The following is an 18,795-nucleotide window of genomic DNA, read 5'->3' as shown; positions in this document are numbered from 1 at the left end:
AACAATAAAATTTCCAACAACAGGAAATAATACTACTAAAAATAATTACCAAATTATTAAACACTCATAGTACTCCTCAGCCCATACAAATAGTAAATAAGTTAAATAAAGTCCAATGTAACTGCGGCTGGTGTATAGAATATATAAATGCTCTGTAGATATTTGAATTATTTTATATTATTTTACATTAAATAAGTATTAAAAATAAATCAATTATATTGAGAATATGAGACTTTTAGCTTGTAATTAATAAATAGGATGGAAGTTTATATAATATTAAGAATGGAGTCAATAAAGAATCCAATAGAATTTCTAATATGGAACTATTGGGGTAGATCTAAATTGTTAGGATGCAAAAATCATGTCAGGAAATAAGATAGGAAAAATGTTCAAAGTCACAACCTTTGGTTCAAGCCATGGTAAAGCTCTTGGAGCTGTGGTAGATGGTTGCCCTGCAGGTCTTGAGATTTCAGATAAGGATATTCAGGTAGAACTGGATAAAAGAAGGCCAGGCACAAGCAATATCACAACCTCTAGGGGAGAAAAGGATGAAGTAAATGTTTTATCTGGTTTATTTAATGGAAAAACAGATGGTACACCAATTACTGCTGTTGTATATAACAGAGACATGGATTCATCGGCATATGAAAACCTTAAAAATAATCCTAGACCTGGACATGGGGACTACACATGGAAAGCAAGATACGGTTTATACGATTACAGGGGCGGTGGACGTGGTAGTGGAAGAACAACCATAGGGCATGTTATTGGAGGAGCTATAGCAAAGAAAATTTTGGATACCTTGAACATTAAGGTTTTATCTCATGTAATACAAGTTGGAAACATTAAAGCAGCTAAAATGGAATTAAATGAAATTGAAGCTAATATTGGCCTAAATTCAGTTAGATGTGCTGATCCAGACGCAGCACCTCGTATGGAAGCATTAATTCTTCACCTTAAAGAAACCGGTGAATCAGTTGGAGGTATTGTTGAAACAATAGTTTCAAATGTTCCAGCAGGGCTTGGCGAACCAGTTTTTAATAAACTTGATGCTGATATTGCACATATTCTAATGGGAATAGGATCTGTTAAAGGGGTTGAAATCGGCATAGGATTTAAAGCAGCAGAATTAAAAGGTTCACAAATGAACGATGGATTTTGCATTGATGAAGGGAAAATAAATACAAGAACTAATAATGCTGGAGGAATTCTCGGAGGTATGTCTACGGGAATGCCAATTACAGCCCGTATGGCTGTTAAACCAACACCATCTATATCCCAAATTCAGAAAACAGTTGATCTCAAGACAATGAAAGATACAGAGATAAAGATAGCGGGTAGACATGATCCATGTATCTGTCCAAGAATTACACCTGTTGCAGAGGCATCAGTATCCATAATCATTGCAGACCATCTTATTAGGGCGGGTTATATAAATCCATGTAAATTAAATCCAAAAAAATAGGAGATTTTTAATATGGACTGGATAATTGTTGCAAAATGTGATGAATGCACAGAAGAAAAAACATATGAAGTATCTGGAAATACAATTCCCTACTCAATAGGGGATGCAATAGAACATTGTATATGCGGTGGCCAGTTTATTGTAGATGAAATACTCGAAATAGGTTAGTATACAACAAAAAAAAATTAATATCTAATGATTCTGATTCAAACATATATATCAACACATTTTTTTAATCTAGTTTACTCTATTGAATTACTAGAAGAAGTTGAATATATAATAGAATAGTAAAACTCATTCAATGATTATTTATGGTTGTTATGATATCATATAATATTTAAAATCCATGAATATTATCCAAGATAGATTTTAATAATCATAATATTTCATATATTTTAACCGAATCTCTGTTGAATATAATAGTATTGCTACTTGATATTTCCATAATTATATCTCCAATACCTCCATTTGTTCTCACATTATTTCCAAATCCTTGCTGCATAGGAATGGTTGCATTTATTTGAGCTGTACCATTAGGAGGGTTATGGGGATTATTAGATGAATTGTGATTTAAATTTTTATTAGCAAGATTTGAAGAGCCTTTGCTAATGTTGAAGGTATCATTTCCCAAACCATTTTTTAGGCAAAAATAAGAATTTTTCTATATGAATCAATTACTTACAAATTAAAAAAAAAATTATATAGAATTATTTTATTGTACAAGTATTTTGTTATTCATTTTATATTAACAGAGCTAATATAAATGGAAAAATAACATGTAATACTATATCTGCTGAGAAGTGGCCTATCATTGCAGATTCTAATCCTTTCTTCCAGTAAAGCCATCCGAATATTATTCCACCAATTCCGTTGAGTAAAATAGCTCTAATAACTATTAACGGTGTAATTGAAGTTAAAGTTCCAGTTATGGGCAGATGTCCTAGACCGAATATAACTGCGGAGATAATTATTGCTAACCAAATACCCGCAGCAGTTGGTTTTCCATCTGCTGTTTTTTTAATTTTAAAAATTATCCACACAATTAAAGTCATCAAGAATAATCTAAGCAATATTTCTTCAGCTATGCCCCCATAAAAAGATGCTAAAAACCCTTTCCATAGTGGAACAGATATTTCGGCATTCTGAAAAATACTTGATACAGGTGTAAAAATGAAACTTACTAAGATAATTATTATACCTGCTAGAACTCCCAGACCGATGGAAATGCCTAATATTGATTTAAGATAAGTTCCTATTTCTTTACCTTCCAACCAACCTTCCAATATAGGCAAATTGAATCCGACTTTTTTAGCTAGAATTAAACCAATGAATATGGCAATTGAAAATATTATCAATGTCTGAATTAATTGTGCAATTAATACTAACGGTGTGAATACTTTCGCCAAAGCTGGACTTAGAGCTAATGTATATGGTAAAACCATTAAAGTTGTAATAACAGTTGTAATAAGAAGAATACCAAATAGTTTCCAGTTGATATTAATTTTCATTTAATTTACCCCTTTTTAAAATATTTCTTAATTAATCTGATTTTTTTTATTCATCCATCTACGAATATGTCCTCTATCTGTACTTTAAAAAATTTGGCTATTTTAAAGGCCAGACTTAACGATGGATCATATTTAAGCTTTTCAATAGCAATGATGGTTTGTCTTGTTACTTTGAGCTCTTTTGCTAAATCCTCTTGTGTTAAATCATGAATTGCTCGATAGACTTTTAATTTATTTTTCATATTTTCCCTATCAAAATTTCCTTTTATAATATGTACGTGATATAATGTTTAATATAAGACCATATAGTGCTGTTATTAATAAAATGTAACCTGTTAATAGGTATTCGGGATAAATATTCCTCAGGGAGACTAGAATAAACCCTACATATATTATAGTCCCAATTAATGCTCCTAAAGTCATTGTTGAAGATTTTTCATTGATCAGTTGAGTTCTCTCATCTTCCATAATTTTATCTTTGTCCCGTTGAAACATCTCTCCAATATTATCTCTGTGGATATAAACCACAGGTAAAACTGCCATTGCAACTATTAGTGCCAGTATAACTAGTGTAACATTTGCCAATATTAATCCTGTAACCCATAAAATTGTTTGAATTGCCGATGTTGTGATTAGTATATTTCTTAAAGTTTTTTGATTCATGAAACTTCCCTCCATTGTATCATTACTTTTACATAATGTCATATATACTTTACCATATGTAAAGGTTTATTTACATAAATCCAAAATGAATTCAAAAATATTGATTCAACCAATGGAAATTTCAACTCTATAATAAATAAATTACTTTTTTTTAGACAATGAATATCCTTCAAAATCAAGTTTAAAAGCTTCATACAATTTAAAAAAACATTTTAATATAACTCCATTTATAATTTGTCAGGTTGTTGACAATGAAATTTATTAATTTCAAAGTGTAATATTATAGTGTATTAAGATGATTTATAAAACATTTGATTGTACTTATTGATATTTTGTCTTTTTTAATAATCTAAAACAAATGGAGTCAACCAATACCCAGTATATTACGTAATTAGAGGGGGTGACTTCCCCTTGAAACTTTTTTTCTTTTTATTTTGTAAATTCGAAATCCCCAAGCTGATACCACTACTGGACATTTAAAGTATAATAAATAGATGAGCCTCGGGTGGGAATTGAACCCACGACCACGAGATTACGAGTCACGCGCTCTACCAGACTGAGCCACCGAGGCATTTTTTACTATATAAACTGTAATGAATTTAAGTATATCTATCCCTCAAAATTTACTGGGATAATCCATTAAGCAATGAATAAAAAATATAATATAATTTATAAAATAATTAAAATATGGTTAAAATTCATCCAGTGTGGGTTGTTTTGTTTGGAAATCATCAAGATCAATACGCATACCATCACGTGCAGCTATTATCTTAATACCAGTATTTTTTTCAACCCTCTGAGCCTCCCTTTCAGGATATTCCATAATGAACTTCATTCCTAAATGTGTCATAATAGCGAGTTTAGGTTTAACTTCCTTTACAAGAACCTCAAAATCATCAACAGACATGTGACCCCTAATCCTTTCACTTCCTGCCCTAATAACACTTGCAATTAAAACATCTGCACCCTCATGATGCTTGTGAAGTTCGGGAAAGTACTCTGTATCTGTTGTATAGGATATTGTGAAATTATCATACTCCAGTTTAAAACCCACAGCTTTAGGATCACCGTGTATAGTTTTTGTAGCTGTTATATCTAAATTATCAAACTGCTTATGGTCACCATCTTCCAATACAACCACTTCTGGTTTGCTTAGATGGTACTTGGATATGCATGGACCCCAAGTTTCATAACCATCAATAACACTTCGACTACCAATTACAGTACCTTTTTTCCGGGTCATACCCTTTGTCATGGCCTCAAGCATTACCTCTGCATCGGTATAATGGTCAGTATGGGAGTGTGATACCATGAGAATGTTTACTTTCATTGGATTTAATCCAAATTGGTAAGTTCTAACAAGTGCTCCAGGACCCGGATCAACATGGATATTTTTTCCATCTATATTTTCTATCCTAAATCCGCCTGTCATCCTTCTCTGGGTAATGGTCGCGAAATCGTCCCCCACCACTTCCTAAAAATATTAGTTTCATATTTTAATACCTCACAACAGTACAGCTTCTTTTTATATCAATGTTTATAATCTCCATTTTGATATCATCATTTATTATAATTTGTTCTAAAAATTAATATTATTTAATATTCTTTTTATTATCTGTATCAGCCCTACAAAGAATAAAGTCACAATTTAATGGTTCTTTTGTTCTATTAATACATAGATTTTCATTCTCAATAACTGCTAAATCCCCTCTAGACACTTTTGATCCATCCTCAGCTGTCATTTCTATGAGTTCAGATGGTTTTGCAATTGTATTCCAATCTGTGTCTAAGGCTTCAATACTTTTATCAAGGATAATCCCAATTTCATTCCCATTAACATATGCAACATTTCCAACAGCACCTTGAATAACAATCTTGGTTGCCATTTGAATATTTTGGGATGTTTGTATAAGGTTTTCCTTCAACTGTGTTCTGTACTCTTCAAGATCCTTAACATCCTGAAGTATGGTTACTCTCAAGAGCTCTTTTGCTTCTTTTGTATCAATTGAAGGATATTTCATCTTAACATCATACTCTGGGCTTACAGTAGGTGTTTCAATAGCAACTTCTTCCATTACACTTTCAAAAATCTTTCTAATTGTTACAAGATTCAACTTTGATTTCCAGTATCTTTTAATGGTCTTTTCAGCTAGTTCCTGGGTATATTTATTTCCAAAAACAATAATAGAACTTTCACCGCTTTTTACTGTCTTCAAGTCTGATCCTAATAATTCAATAATGTTATAAGCTCCGGTAGTGGCATAGATACGTTTACGTTTGGTTTCATATACCGTTTTAGACCTTACTTCACCAACAACAACATCCCCAATTTCATGGATTTTATCTGCATCATCAGAAATTTTTATGTTAATTCCAAGTTCATCAGCTTTTTTTAACAGTTCTTCCTTTGTGTTGATGGATCCAGAGTAGAGTTTTTCTTCAAGATTTTCCCTAGGCCCTTCTGGGCCAAAAAATCCGATTCTCCTCTTATCTCCTGCCATTACGCATCCTTTGCTTCCAATATAAGTTATTATGAGACTCATTTAAACCACATTAATCAAGGTATATTTTTATATTTAATCTTTAATTCTCTTCTTATAAATCAGTTATTTAACTGGTTTTACAAAAACCAATTAATAATACAGCTATGAATTAGAATGATATTCCAATATATAACTTTAAAGTTTGTTTTATGTTTCTTATGAATGTTTAAGTGTATGAACATTATAATATTTCTGATCACATGGATTCTGATAAAATTGAAGAAAAGAAAGTTAGGAATATAGCACTACTTGTAGTTGCACTTGGATCCTTCCTTATACCGTTTATGGGATCATCCCTAAACATTGTTCTTCCTATAATACAGAAGGATCTAGCAGTAAATATAATACTGCTAAGTTGGATACCAACAGTTTTTGTTTTGGCAAATGCAGCATTAATACTTCCATTTGGACGCTTAGGGGATATGTTTGGCCGTAAAAGAATTTACACCTATGGTGTGATTATATATACAGCTGCATCTCTTTTAGCTGGTTTATCAAATTCGGGTATTATGCTAATTGTATTCAGTTTTATGCAGGGTTTTGGATGTGCTATGATATTTGCAACTGGTGTGGCACTTCTCAGCAGTGTTTACCCATCAAATCAACGAGGTGAAGCACTCGGATTATTTGTTACAGCTGTTTACATAGGATTATTTTTAGGTCCATTGTTAGGAGGTTTCCTGGCCCAAAACTTTGGTTGGAGAAGTATTTTCCTTTTTAACGTACCATTTGGTATTTTTCTTTTTATTCTTATTAAAATGAGACTTCATGGAGAATGGAAGGGTTTGGGAGGTAAATTTGAAATTAGAGGATCTTTGATATACAGCCTGTCAATAGTTGCACTACTCTATGGATTTTCAACACTTAACAGTAACTTTGGTAAATTATCACTTTTTACAGGTGTAATTGGTCTTTTAATATTTGTTTTAAACGAAAAAAGATCCATAAATCCAATACTGCGGCTTGGTATATTAAGAAAAAAGGTATCATCATTATCTGCACTTGCTATTTTGTTGATGAACATTGCGAATTCGGCAATGTGGGTACTTTTAAGTCTTTATCTTCAGGATATAATGCATCTTGATCCTCAACAAACAGCTCTGATAATTTCAGTCGAACCATTGATGGTTGCTTTATTATCCACCCCTGTTGGCAGACTCTCTGACAGGATTGAAAACAGAATATTTACTGTTATTGGAATGATAGTTACAACTATAGGATTGTTAATATTATCACAATTAACAACCAACAGCAGTCTATTAATACCAATTATAGGTTTGATACTGGTGGGTATAGGCTTAGGTCTTTTCTCATCCCCTACAACCAATAGATTTATTGGAAGTGTTGAAGGAAGAGACTATGGAATGGCATCAAGTGTACTTTCAACCATGACATATGCAGGTCAAACAATGAGTCTTGGTATTATGCTTTATATTTTTGCTGTGTACCTAGGCAATGTTCAAATCACAGAATCAAACTTTCCAGCTTTTCTCTTTAGTTTAAAAACAGCATTTATAGTATTTGCAGTATTAAGCGGGTTTGGTATTATTGTTTCAATATTAATTGGTCCAAAAAAGATTAAAGATGATTTGCAGAGAATTGATTAGATTGTATAATTTCTTATTGTTTCAATTAGTTTTTACAACTAGAATAGATTTTTTATCCCTGTGTTTCTAGTATTTGATCCAGTTCTCCTGCAACAGCCTCACTTTCAGCATCAATTCCAACAATATTTATTTTATCAGCACTTTGTACACCAACACCTAGTTCAGCTGCCCTTTTGATCTGTTCCAATTCAAATATCTTACCCTTAGATATGTCATGTGTTGAGCCATAGTGTCTTAATACTGCAACTCCTACTGCATCAATTGCAATTCTATCATTTGACATCAAAAGAAGATTAGGTTCAACAACATGTCCCTGTTCAGGACCTTTATCTACAAATGCTTTGATTCCATCCATTAAAACTAGATCCATATTATAATGATTGTTTATTTCCGCAATCATTGATCTCTGGTAAGGTGATATATGGAGCTCACCCATATAATTGTAGACTCCTCCTGGAACTTTCTTTGCAACAATTCCAACAGAATTTTTAAGCGATAGAGTGAAAATTCCACCAAATCTATGGGATTTAAGGCAACAAGTTTGAACCACCTTATCAGCGTCTTTAAATATCTTTGATATATAAAAACCTTTCATCCAGTGATTTCCATTTTTTTCAACTTTTACCCAGTCATCAGCATCTTCTTCATCCAGAATCCTGACTTCAAAATCTTCATCTTCTGCTATATCCATTACACCCCTTGTTTCAAGCACAATTCTGGTATCACCCATTCCACTTCTCTCTGCAAGAGTAATTTTTTCAGGTTCCCCTTTTTTAATGGATCTAACAAGCGTTCTTAGTGTATCTGGATGTGTTGATGCAGGAAACGGATCTGCACTGTTAAAATTAGCCTTCAATGCAATATTTTTGGATTTGAAATCTGTAATATCAAAATTCTCAATCAGTCTTTCTATACCTTTTTCCCTTTTATCGGTTTTCAACAAGAAAACTGTTCCAATATCATTTGACATTAAACCACCCTAATACTATAATATGTGTTTAGAGGTTAATTTAATCTTGCATTTTGGGTTATGGTTAATACCAAATTCATTTGAGCTTAAAACTTACTCATTCCAGATGTTTGAACTGAAATCTGCATGACGGTGATCCATCCACAATGGTTGATCTTCTTTCCATACCTCCAGAAAGACCTGTCCATTTGTAGCTTCGATTCATCATTGCCTGACAATTCAAACAGAAAATAGGTTTTTTCAAAGCATCTTCATGCCATGGGCAATTCAAAAATTCTATATATGATCTGTTGCCCTTATGGTGTACAATTGTTTTAATACCAAAGTCTTTAAAAATATCAGAAAGCCATTCAATATAATCTGCAAAAAGCTGATCATTAGTTTCAATATCCTCTGGAGAGAGTTCTTCAACAAATCTAGGGTAAAGATCTTCGTCTAAACGTTCGGCAAATACCTTCAATAGCAACTCTCTCATTTCGATATCAGTACCGGTGCTACTAGTTGGCATTGCTGTTAAAATAAAGTCATAAAAATCTGCTAACACTCTTTTTTTGATGATTTCACTTTTTTTCTTGTCACATCCATGTTTATATATGGCCATTTGAATATTGGCATTTACTTCACTCTTTTTAAATGGTTTTAATATATAACCGTAAGGTTCGGTTATTCTAGCACGTTCCAAAACCTCATCATCAGAATAAGCTGTCAGATAAATGATTGGAGTGTCTTGTTGCTGGTGTATTTTTTGTGCAGCTTCAATACCATCCATATCACCTTTAAGAACAATATCCATAAGTATAAGATCCGGCTTAGTTTTTAAAGCAGTTTCCACAGCTACTTCACCAGTTGCAACTATTCCCACAACAATGTAACCTAAATCCTCTAATTTATACTTAATTCCCATGGCAACAATACTTTCATCTTCAACAACCATAATTCTCTCGTTACCCATTATAGTCTCTCCTTGTATTCAAGTTCCTTAAAAATGATCTTAAATTCTTTATTTTCTCTGTTAAAGTCCAATTGGCCTTCAATTTGTTTAACCAGGTTTTTTATTAATTCCAAACCCAATGTTTTGCTCGAAGTAAAATCTACTTTATCAGAAAATGGAACTCCTGTATCACTTTCAACTAATGAATATTCTTCATCAGCTATTTTATGGATTTCCACATTAATTTCTCCAGTTTCATTTCCTGTAAATCCATGTTTCAGGGAATTTGATACCAGTTCATTTATAATGAGTCCGCATGGAATAGCTGTTTCAATCCCCAGCGTAACATCCTCTATATCCAAATTCAATTTGATCCTAGATGAATCAACTCCGTATGAATCAAACAAATCTGATAACAGCCCCTTAACATATACCTCAAAATTAATATGGGCAAGATCATCTGATTGATACAGATTTTCATGTATAAGTGCAATGGACTGTATACGATTCTGACTTTCCCTGTAAAGATCATTAACATCAACTTTATTTGATTGGGATGATTGGAGAGAGAGTAAAGTTGAAACAATCTGCAGGTTATTTTTTACCCTATGATGTATTTCCCTTAAAAGAAGTTCTTTTTCTTTTAATGACCTGAAAATTTCATTTTCACCTTTTTTACGTTCAGTAATATCGTTACCAACGCCAAATACTATTGATTTATCTTTTAAATAAACTGGTGTGATCGTAATTTCAAGAATTTTAAATTTACCGTTAATATCAAATTTAACTTCTAATATATCCTTTTTTTTCCATAAATCCTTATTTTCAATGTTTTTCAAGTCTTTCTCATATAATATAAAATCTGAAAGGTTTTTGTTTAAAAGTTCATTTTTGGTTATTTCCAAAAACATTAATGCAGCTTCATTGGAATCAATAAAATTTCCCATCTCATCAAAAACAATTATAGGATTTCTATTCTTTTCAAACAGGGTTCTGTATTTTTTTTCACTTTCCAAAAGTGATTCTTCGGCCTTTTTATGTTCAGCCTGTTCATTAAATTCATTCAATGCCCTTTGAACTGCATGGCTAAGTTTGGGCAGGTTACTTTTAAGCACATAGTCAGTTGCTCCTTTCTTTAGCATCTCAACAGCAAAATCTTCACCTATTTTACCACTTACAAATATGAAAGGTATGTCTGGAGATATTTCCTTTGCAATATTAAGTGCTGAAACTCCATCGAAATGTGGAAGCGAATGATCAGCAAGTATCAGATCTGGTTTGAATTCTTGAAGTTCCCTACGGAAATCATGCTCTTCTTCAACACGTATGGATATAAAATTAATTTTAGCTTTTGTTAATTCGTGTTCAGTGAGTTCAGCATCAAGTTCAACATCTTCAACCAGCAGAATTTTAATCTGTTCCATGACTTACCTCTGATGGTGGTTTGTTTATCAAAATCCAGTAGAATCCCATGGTTGAAACAGCGTCTATAAACTCATCAAATTCAACTGGTTTGCTGACATAACTGTTAACACCCAATTTGTAGCTTTCTACAATGTCTCGATCTTCCTTTGAAGATGTTAAAACAACTACTGGAATTCTTTTAGTTCTGTCATCTGCTTTGATCTCGTGCAGTACTTCTAGCCCGTCAACCTTCGGCATCCTTAGATCAAGAAGTATCAATTTTGGAAGGTCGTTCATATTTCTATCCGAATATTTACCCTTTGCAAATAAAAAATCTAATGCTTCTGCCCCATCTTTAACCCAAACTAATTTATTTATGAGATTTTTCCTTTTCAAGGCCCTCATTGTAAGTTCAGCATCTGTTGGGTTGTCTTCAACCAGAAGAATTTCAATTTCATCTAAGCTCATAAAAATATCCTCCAATTAAGTACTAATTTTTACTTTAAATTTTTTGGAATTGAAAAGTATATTGTTGCTCCATTACCAACTTCACTTTCACCCCATACACGGCCACCATGTCGGCTTATTATACGTTGTACAATAGATAGTCCCACACCTGTACCTTCAAATTCTTCTTGGCTGTGTAATCGCTGGAAAAGACCGAAAAGCTTATCATAGTATTTCATGTCAAAACCAGCTCCATTGTCCTTGACATAGTATATATTATCTTCATTATCCGATTTAAAACCTATATTGATCTTCGCATTTTCTTTTTCTCTTGTAAACTTTATTGAGTTGCCAATAAGATTTGTTAAAACTTGTGTTATAAGTGCCCTGTCAGCCTTGGTTTTTGGCAGATCTTCCACAGTAAAATCAATATTTCTTCCCTGGGTGTCCTGATTGAATTCCCCGTATACATTTTTTGCAAGTGAAGAAATGTCTAGTTTTGAAATTGTCATTTCTTGACGTCCTGCTCTTGATAATAACAGTATGTCATCGATAAGCTGTCCCATTTTTTTGGTATTTTCCCTTATTATATTTAGAAGTCTAACTCCTTCATCATCCAATTTATCCTCATAATCTTCAATCATTATACGGGAAAATCCATCAATTGCCCTTAAGGGCACACGAAGATCATGGGATACAGAATATGCAAATGCTTCCAATTCATTATTTGCATCTTCAAGTTTGATTGCTTCTTTTTTAAGCTCGTTGTTAAGGTTTTTTAATGTTCTTACCTTTTCAACTCTTTCTGTTAATAATGCAACCATTAAAACAACTAATAATAACAATAATAAGATAAAATAATCTCCAGCTTGTAGAACTCCATTGTAAAATGATTCTAAAAATGGTATGGCTAAAAGAACAGAACTTAAAATCAATTAGATCCCCCTATCTATATTTTTTAAATGGAAATAGAAAATAATCTCGTTAAAAAAAAACGAATTCAGTGATTGGTAGTTAATTTTCCTTAAATTGATTAGAAAAAAGTGTAATGTTAGCGGAAAAGTAGTTATCAATTGGGAATTACTATCACTGTACATATGATTTTATTCTATAATTTACCTAATATATAATTGCTTTTGTTTTAAATTACTGTAATTGAATGATTAAAGCGTAATTATTAGTTAGATAAATATCATATGAAATTAAACCATTTATGGAAAAATAAAATAATTTAAGATGGTTTAAACCTTCTATTATTTGTCTTTTGTTGATGAATCAACTAATTCTTTCTCTGGAATCATTTGTCCCCGCATATGTGGTGTAACACCATCTAAAACATCCTTTAGATATTTTCCAGTATAACTGGTGCTCAATGAAATTTCCTCAGGTGTTCCTTCAGCAACAACAAGGCCGCCTTCGTCTCCTCCTTCAGGTCCGAGGTCGATTATATAATCTGCAGTTTTTATAACATCTAAATTGTGTTCAATTACCAGTACTGTGTTACCTGAATCTCTTAATCTTCCAAGTACATCTAACAACTTTTTAATATCTGCAAAGTGGAGTCCAGTTGTTGGTTCATCGAGTATGTAAAGGGTTTTACCAGTGCTTTGCCTGCTTAATTCCTTGGCTAGTTTAACACGTTGAGCTTCACCACCAGAAAGTGTTGTTGCAGGTTGTCCCAGTTTTATGTATCCTAAACCCACATCGTCAAGTGTTTTAAGTTTTTTATGTATCTTTGGAATATTTTCAAAGAACTCTAAGGATTCCTCAACAGTCATATCAAGAACTTCGGCAATATTTTTACCCTTGTAACGCACATCTAAGGTTTCTCGATTGTATCGTTTACCCTGACAAACTTCACAGGGCACATATACATCTGCTAAAAAGTGCATTTCAATTTTAATAATACCGTCACCACTACAAGCTTCACAACGTCCACCTTTAACATTAAAACTAAACCTTCCAGGTTTGTAACCTCTATTTTTAGCAGCTAATGTCTGTGCAAAGAGTTCCCTTATATATGTGAATACTCCTGTGTAGGTTGCAGAATTTGAACGTGGTGTACGACCGATTGCAGATTGGTCAATAATTATTGTCTTGTCCAAATGTTCAATGCCTATGATATCATCGTGCTTACCTGCAAGCATATTTTTCCTGTTTAACTTTCCATTGACTCCCTTGTAAAGCACATCGTTAATGAGAGTGCTTTTACCAGACCCTGAAACTCCTGTTATACATGTAAATACTCCGAGTGGGAATGTAACATCTATATTCTTGAGATTATTTTGTCTTGCACCCTTCACTGTTAGGTAATTGCCATTTGGTGAATGTCTGTGTTCTGGTATGTGTATTGTTTCTGCCCTTGAAAGATACCTTCCTGTAATTGAATCTGTATTTTCCATTATTTCCTGCGGTGTTCCCTCGGCTATTACCTTTCCACCATGCTCTCCTGCTCCAGGTCCTATGTCAACAACATAATCAGCGCTCATTATTGTTTCTTCGTCATGTTCAACAACTATGAGTGTATTTCCAATATCTCTAAGTCTTTTTAATGTTTCTATAAGTCTTGCATTATCCCTTTGATGCAATCCAATACTTGGTTCGTCTAATATGTAGAGCACACCAACGAGACCAGAGCCTATCTGTGTTGCAAGACGTATTCTTTGTGCTTCTCCACCAGAAAGCGTTCCGGAAGATCTGTCGAGGGTAATGTAATCAAGACCAACATCTTCTAAAAACTTGAGACGCTCCTTTATTTCCTTTAAAATCTCTTTTGCAATGAAATGTTCCATTTCAGTCAGATCTAATTGGTCGAAAAAACTTTTTGAAGTTTTTATGGGCATTTCAACTACTTCTGATATGGATTTACCACCAATTGTAACAGATCTGGCTTCGGGACGCAGTCTGGTACCTTTACAGACAGGACATTTTCTGTCGCTCATAAACTTTCCAACGTAACTTCTCATGTAGTTTGATTGGGTTTCCATAAACAGACGTTCCATTCTTTTTACAACACCTTCAAAACGTCGGTTAACCTTATGTTGTCTGTTTTTTCTTCTGAAGATAAATTGTACCTTGTCGGGTGTGCCGTATAGTATGTATCTCTGATATTTTTCGGGTAGCTCTTCAAATGGTGTGTCCATGCTAAAGCCATAGTGATCAGAAACTGCCTGGAGCATCTGATAATAATAATTGTCCTTGTTACCTGATTTGCTCCATGGAAGTATGGCTCCATTGTTGAGTGAAAGATGTTTATCAGGTACAACAAAGTCTGTATCAATTTCTAATTTACTTCCAAGACCATTACATTCTGGACATGCACCTTGTGGATTGTTGAATGAAAACATCCTGGGACTTATCTCTTCGAAGTTTATTCCACATTCTGTACATGCAAAATGTTCACTGAATACTTTATCAGTTGATTTCCCTTTTTCTTCCATGTAGGATACAATTACAATTCCTTCACCTAATTCTAGTGCTGTTTCAACAGAGTCTGCTAATCTTCGTTTAAAGTCCTCATCCGATCTAATGACCAGTCTATCCACAACTACCTCAACAGAGTGTTTTTTATTTTTATCAAGGTCAAAGTCTGTGTCAAGATTAGATATTTCACCATCAACCCTTACACGTACAAAACCCTTCTTTTTGAGGTCTTCAAAAACCTTATGATGTTCTCCTTTCCGATCCTTAACAACAGGTGCAAGTACCTGTATTTTGGTATCTTCCTCTTCTGTGAGAATAGAATCAACTATCTGCCCTGCGGTTTGTTGCGAAATTTCTTTTCCACATTTGTAACAATGAGGAATACCCACACGTGCAAATAATAGCCTGAAATAATCATATATCTCTGTTACAGTACCAACAGTGGATCTGGGATTCATTCGTGTAGTTTTTTGATCAATGGATATTGCAGGTGAAAGTCCTTCAATATAATCAACTTCTGGTTTTTTCATCTGTCCTAAAAACTGTCTTGCATAAGCTGATAAAGATTCAACATATCTTCGCTGCCCTTCAGCATAGATAGTGTCAAATGCTAAAGATGATTTACCAGAACCACTAAGTCCGGTAATAACAAGGAACTTGTCCCTTGGAAGGGTGAGCTCTATATTTTTAAGGTTGTGCTCACGTGCTCCCTTTATATTTATACTTCCTTTTTTGGTTGTTATGTTGTTCATCAGTTTGAGGCTCCTTCTAAAAATTGTATCTGATCCCTTATCTTGGCAGCTGTTTCAAAGTCAAGTTTGAGGGATGCTCTTTTCATTTCATCCTCTAAATCTTGTATTATTAGAATCAATTCATCCTTTGGAATATTTTTAACATTATCTTTGTACTTAACATCCTTTTTAGTTTTTTCTTTAACAGATCTTACAACTGATTTAGGTTTTATTCCATGTTTTTCATTGTATGCAAGTTGAACATTCCTTCTTTGGGTTGTTATATCAACTGCATTCTTAATTGAATCTGTGATTTTATCGGCATAGATCAATACCTGACCATCTATGTTACGTGATGCCCTTCCTATTGTCTGTATAAGCGATGTTTGAGATCTTAGAAATCCTTCCTTATCAGCGTCGAGTATACCTACAAGGGATACTTCTGGAAGGTCAAGCCCCTCCCTTAAAAGGTTAACACCGACAAGACAGTCAAATGAACCCCTTCGAAGTTCGTCTATAATATCTATCCTTTCAAGTGTTGTTATATCTGAGTGCAGATACCTTACCTTGATACCTACCTTTGCATAGTAATCTGTTAGATCTTCTGCCATCTTTTTGGTCAGTGTTGTTACCAAAATTCTTTGTTTATCCTTAATCTTCCGCTTAATCTCTCCAAGTAGATGGTCGACCTGTCCAACAACTGGTTTAATTATTATTTCAGGATCAACCAGGCCTGTTGGTCTTATAATCTGTTCAACCATGTTCTGGCTCATTCCAAGTTCATACTTAGCTGGTGTTGCTGATACATATAACACCTGATTTTGTAACATTTCAAATTCAGAGAAATTTAATGGCCTGTTCTCTCTTGCAGATGGTAATCTGAATCCATAATCAACAAGGTTATCTTTACGTGCTCTATCTCCTGCATACATTCCACCGATCTGGGGTACTGTTACATGTGATTCATCGATAATTGTTAAAAAGTTGTCTGGGAAATATTTAATTAATGTTTGTGGTGTGTCTCCCCATTTCCTACCAGACAGATGCATTGAATAGTTCTCAATACCTGTACAATATCCCATTTCCTGTAACATTTCAAGGTCAAATTTGGTTCTCTGTTCCAGTCTCTGAGCTTCAACTAGTTTGTTCTGTGAATTCAGTACCAGTAATCTTTCTTCAAGTTCTTCTTCAATATGCTTAACTGCTCGCTGGATCTTATCCTTGCTGGTTACAAAATGCTTGGCTGGAAACACGACTATTCTATCCATTTCCCTTCTAACACTGCCAAGAATTGGATCAATTGTTGATATTCTGTCAACTTCATCCCCAAATAACTCTATACGTATGGCTGTATTTCCATGGGCGGGATGTATTTCAATTACATCTCCCCTTACCCGGAACTTACCCCTTGTAAAATCTATGTCGTTTCTTTCGTACTGCATCTGAACAAGGGTTCCTATGATCTTTTCCCTTCCATCAGAATCCCCCACATCAACAGACAGTACAAGTCCACCATAATCTTCGGGTGATCCTATACCATATATACATGAAACACTGCTCACAACAATAACATCATCCCTTGAAAGTAATGATTGCGTGGTTGAGTGCCTCATCATATCAATTTCATCATTTATTGAAGCTTCTTTATCGATATAGGTATCTGACTGTGCTATATATGCCTCTGGCTGATAATAATCATAATAACTAACAAAGTATTCGACTGCATTATCAGGGAAGAATTCCTTAAATTCTTCGTATAACTGTGCAGCCAATGTTTTATTGTGTGAAATTACAAGGGTTGGTTTTTGAACCTCCTTAATAACATTAGCCATTGTAAATGTTTTACCCGAACCAGTTACACCTAGCAGTGTTTGATGTTTCAGACCATTTTTTATCCCATTTGAAATGGATTTGATTGCCTTTGGCTGGTCACCCAAAGGTTTGTAAGCTGATGATAGTTTAAATTCTGACATTTTAAATCCTCTCATAAAAATAAAAATAACATTCACTATTGAATGAAGAAATTTAGGTTTAATTTAGAAATAGACTTTAAGAACATAACTGTAAAATTTTATATAATTTTCTCTGAAATTTTTGAATATTTAATTAAGTTTCATTAAATAATTTAAAGTAAAATTCCCTTTTTATATTATACTATTAATATAACCTCATGTTATAGTCGTGCTTTTGATTATTATTTTGAACTTATCGTACAAAATGACATACTTTTTCAAAGATTGATAATACTCTATTTCTATTACTTTTTGTACTGTTACATAGTAGTTTGGATCATATAATCTTTAGCGTTACTATTAATATCAATACAGATTTTTCATTATAATTTTCATCAAATTTTCTTTCAAAATTATGATTACATGAAAAGGATATTGAATTTTGTATACTTTTTTTAACTTATCGTAGTTTTTATAATACTATTTTATACTTTTATAATACTTATTATTGTAATAAAAACATAGTTAGTATGCAGGCTACACACCTTTATAATTTGGTTAGTATCCACATTTTTTTAAAAATAGAACAATAATGTTAATGATGCATTGATAGAAATGTATAGGTTAAATATAAAAATATCTCCGAATATAATTACTGAATTTTTATCCGTAGCTATAAAATCACTTGAAAATATTTAAACAACCGTTTAATACTTCTTTTAAATTAACTATTGAAAATAATTTCACTTGGGACTTTTTAAATGATAACCATCAAAATAAAGCAATTCTTTGCTGAAAATATAGAAATCTATAATAATAACGATTGACATAGAATGTTATACAGCGAAATACATTTGAATTAAATGAAATTGATATAGATTTGTTTTAGTTATTAGGCTGTGTTTAATGTACCAACCGTAGAAGTGAAAATATGAACGGATCAGATCCAGTCTGTTATATGTTATAGTAGTTATTAATTGCGTTAATTATCCTTTTAAGATTATTAAGAATATTATAAACAGAACTTAAATCAATTATAGAGAAAATTGGATTACAATATAAGAAAATTGTGGAAGGGGATAGAATGGTAGATAAAGATGAAATGAAAGAGAAAATGGGTGACATCAAATCTAGTGTTTCTGATAAAAAAG

Annotated in this window: 16 protein-coding genes and 1 tRNA gene; 3 read left to right on the top strand and 14 right to left on the bottom strand. The window is 33.0% G+C overall.

Translation table 11 applies throughout. The features are described from left to right. The first annotated feature begins 361 nt into the window (after window positions 1-361). Together aroC and K8N75_RS12380 are read left to right on the top strand one after the other, a co-directional pair. The gene (gene aroC, locus K8N75_RS12385; RefSeq protein ID WP_223792368.1) at window positions 362-1,465 is read left to right on the top strand and encodes a chorismate synthase; all 1,104 of its coding nucleotides are present in this window, start codon (window positions 362-364) and stop codon (window positions 1,463-1,465) included. Between the two features lie 12 nt (window positions 1,466-1,477). Continuing rightward, window positions 1,478-1,633, top strand: a complete 156-nt coding sequence (locus K8N75_RS12380; protein WP_223792367.1) for a hypothetical protein — start codon at window positions 1,478-1,480, stop codon at window positions 1,631-1,633. A 208-nt stretch (window positions 1,634-1,841) separates the two neighbouring features. On the opposite strand, the gene K8N75_RS12375 is transcribed toward K8N75_RS12380, so the two are convergent. The 7 genes from K8N75_RS12375 to K8N75_RS12345 all read right to left on the bottom strand — a co-directional run bounded on the left by K8N75_RS12375 (window position 1,842) and on the right by K8N75_RS12345 (window position 6,179). Continuing rightward, window positions 1,842-2,096, bottom strand: coding sequence for a hypothetical protein (locus tag K8N75_RS12375; RefSeq protein ID WP_223792366.1), 255 nt, complete (start codon window positions 2,094-2,096; stop codon window positions 1,842-1,844). Between the two features lie 109 nt (window positions 2,097-2,205). Further along, complete coding sequence (locus tag K8N75_RS12370; protein ID WP_223792365.1) at window positions 2,206-2,973, bottom strand: CPBP family intramembrane glutamic endopeptidase; 768 nt, start codon at window positions 2,971-2,973, stop codon at window positions 2,206-2,208. Between the two features lie 50 nt (window positions 2,974-3,023). Next, window positions 3,024-3,215: a helix-turn-helix transcriptional regulator gene (locus K8N75_RS12365; RefSeq protein ID WP_223792364.1), complete on the bottom strand. Its 192-nt coding sequence runs from the start codon at window positions 3,213-3,215 to the stop codon at window positions 3,024-3,026. 10 nt (window positions 3,216-3,225) lie between these two features. Then, entirely contained in the window at window positions 3,226-3,636 is a 411-nt protein-coding gene (locus K8N75_RS12360; RefSeq protein ID WP_223792363.1) for a DUF2178 domain-containing protein, read from the bottom strand. Window positions 3,637-4,133: 497 nt separating this feature from the next. Next, window positions 4,134-4,207 (bottom strand) — tRNA-Thr (locus tag K8N75_RS12355). Window positions 4,208-4,327: 120 nt separating this feature from the next. Further along, entirely contained in the window at window positions 4,328-5,104 is a 777-nt protein-coding gene (locus K8N75_RS12350; protein WP_223792362.1) for an MBL fold metallo-hydrolase, read from the bottom strand. Between the two features lie 124 nt (window positions 5,105-5,228). Next, entirely contained in the window at window positions 5,229-6,179 is a 951-nt protein-coding gene (locus K8N75_RS12345; protein WP_223792361.1) for a DUF2121 family protein, read from the bottom strand. A 170-nt stretch (window positions 6,180-6,349) separates the two neighbouring features. Here K8N75_RS12345 and K8N75_RS12340 point away from each other — a divergent pair, with 170 nt between their 5' ends. Beyond that, window positions 6,350-7,786, top strand: a complete 1,437-nt coding sequence (locus K8N75_RS12340; protein ID WP_223792360.1) for an MFS transporter — start codon at window positions 6,350-6,352, stop codon at window positions 7,784-7,786. A 52-nt stretch (window positions 7,787-7,838) separates the two neighbouring features. On the opposite strand, the gene K8N75_RS12335 is transcribed toward K8N75_RS12340, so the two are convergent. The 7 genes from K8N75_RS12335 to uvrB all read right to left on the bottom strand — a co-directional run bounded on the left by K8N75_RS12335 (window position 7,839) and on the right by uvrB (window position 17,665). Then, complete coding sequence (locus tag K8N75_RS12335; protein ID WP_223792359.1) at window positions 7,839-8,756, bottom strand: DUF362 domain-containing protein; 918 nt, start codon at window positions 8,754-8,756, stop codon at window positions 7,839-7,841. Window positions 8,757-8,853: 97 nt separating this feature from the next. Continuing rightward, a complete protein-coding gene (locus K8N75_RS12330; RefSeq protein ID WP_223792358.1) occupies window positions 8,854-9,708 on the bottom strand; it encodes a methanogen output domain 1-containing protein in 855 nt (284 codons plus the stop codon). After that, a complete protein-coding gene (locus K8N75_RS12325; RefSeq protein WP_223792357.1) occupies window positions 9,708-11,111 on the bottom strand; it encodes a sensor histidine kinase in 1,404 nt (467 codons plus the stop codon). Before K8N75_RS12325 ends, K8N75_RS12330 begins: the two co-directional genes overlap by 1 nt. After that, window positions 11,098-11,559 (bottom strand): response regulator, encoded by a 462-nt coding sequence (locus tag K8N75_RS12320; RefSeq protein ID WP_048190779.1) that lies wholly within the window; start codon window positions 11,557-11,559, stop codon window positions 11,098-11,100. The genes K8N75_RS12325 and K8N75_RS12320 overlap by 14 nt, the downstream gene beginning before the upstream one ends. A 29-nt stretch (window positions 11,560-11,588) precedes the next feature. After that, on the bottom strand, window positions 11,589-12,473 hold the full coding sequence (locus K8N75_RS12315) for a sensor histidine kinase (RefSeq protein ID WP_223792356.1): 885 nt from the start codon (window positions 12,471-12,473) through the stop codon (window positions 11,589-11,591). Between the two features lie 318 nt (window positions 12,474-12,791). Next, window positions 12,792-15,713, bottom strand: coding sequence for an excinuclease ABC subunit UvrA (gene uvrA / locus K8N75_RS12310; RefSeq protein ID WP_223792355.1), 2,922 nt, complete (start codon window positions 15,711-15,713; stop codon window positions 12,792-12,794). Beyond that, window positions 15,713-17,665, bottom strand: a complete 1,953-nt coding sequence (uvrB, locus tag K8N75_RS12305) for an excinuclease ABC subunit UvrB (protein ID WP_223792354.1) — start codon at window positions 17,663-17,665, stop codon at window positions 15,713-15,715. Before uvrB ends, uvrA begins: the two co-directional genes overlap by 1 nt. Window positions 17,666-18,795 lie beyond the last annotated feature (1,130 nt).

This window comes from Methanobacterium spitsbergense (assembly GCF_019931065.1).
GTDB classification, from domain to species: Archaea; Methanobacteriota; Methanobacteria; order Methanobacteriales; family Methanobacteriaceae; genus Methanobacterium_B; species Methanobacterium_B spitsbergense.
This window is presented reverse-complemented; position numbering and strand designations above follow the sequence as displayed.

What these genes read in the sequence shown, in the direction of transcription:
- K8N75_RS12330 (WP_223792358.1), bottom strand. Translation starts at nt 9,708, where the DNA reads ATGGGTAACGAGAGAATTATGGTTGTTGAAGATGAAAGTATTGTTGCC.
- K8N75_RS12360 (WP_223792363.1), bottom strand. Translation starts at nt 3,636, where the DNA reads ATGAATCAAAAAACTTTAAGAAATATACTAATCACAACATCGGCAATT.
- K8N75_RS12365 (WP_223792364.1), bottom strand. Translation starts at nt 3,215, where the DNA reads ATGAAAAATAAATTAAAAGTCTATCGAGCAATTCATGATTTAACACAA.
- K8N75_RS12380 (WP_223792367.1), top strand. Translation starts at nt 1,478, where the DNA reads ATGGACTGGATAATTGTTGCAAAATGTGATGAATGCACAGAAGAAAAA.
- aroC (WP_223792368.1), top strand. Translation starts at nt 362, where the DNA reads ATGTCAGGAAATAAGATAGGAAAAATGTTCAAAGTCACAACCTTTGGT.
- K8N75_RS12335 (WP_223792359.1), bottom strand. Translation starts at nt 8,756, where the DNA reads ATGTCAAATGATATTGGAACAGTTTTCTTGTTGAAAACCGATAAAAGG.
- K8N75_RS12325 (WP_223792357.1), bottom strand. Translation starts at nt 11,111, where the DNA reads ATGGAACAGATTAAAATTCTGCTGGTTGAAGATGTTGAACTTGATGCT.
- K8N75_RS12370 (WP_223792365.1), bottom strand. Translation starts at nt 2,973, where the DNA reads ATGAAAATTAATATCAACTGGAAACTATTTGGTATTCTTCTTATTACA.
- K8N75_RS12320 (WP_048190779.1), bottom strand. Translation starts at nt 11,559, where the DNA reads ATGAGCTTAGATGAAATTGAAATTCTTCTGGTTGAAGACAACCCAACA.
- uvrA (WP_223792355.1), bottom strand. Translation starts at nt 15,713, where the DNA reads ATGAACAACATAACAACCAAAAAAGGAAGTATAAATATAAAGGGAGCA.
- uvrB (WP_223792354.1), bottom strand. Translation starts at nt 17,665, where the DNA reads ATGTCAGAATTTAAACTATCATCAGCTTACAAACCTTTGGGTGACCAG.
- K8N75_RS12345 (WP_223792361.1), bottom strand. Translation starts at nt 6,179, where the DNA reads ATGAGTCTCATAATAACTTATATTGGAAGCAAAGGATGCGTAATGGCA.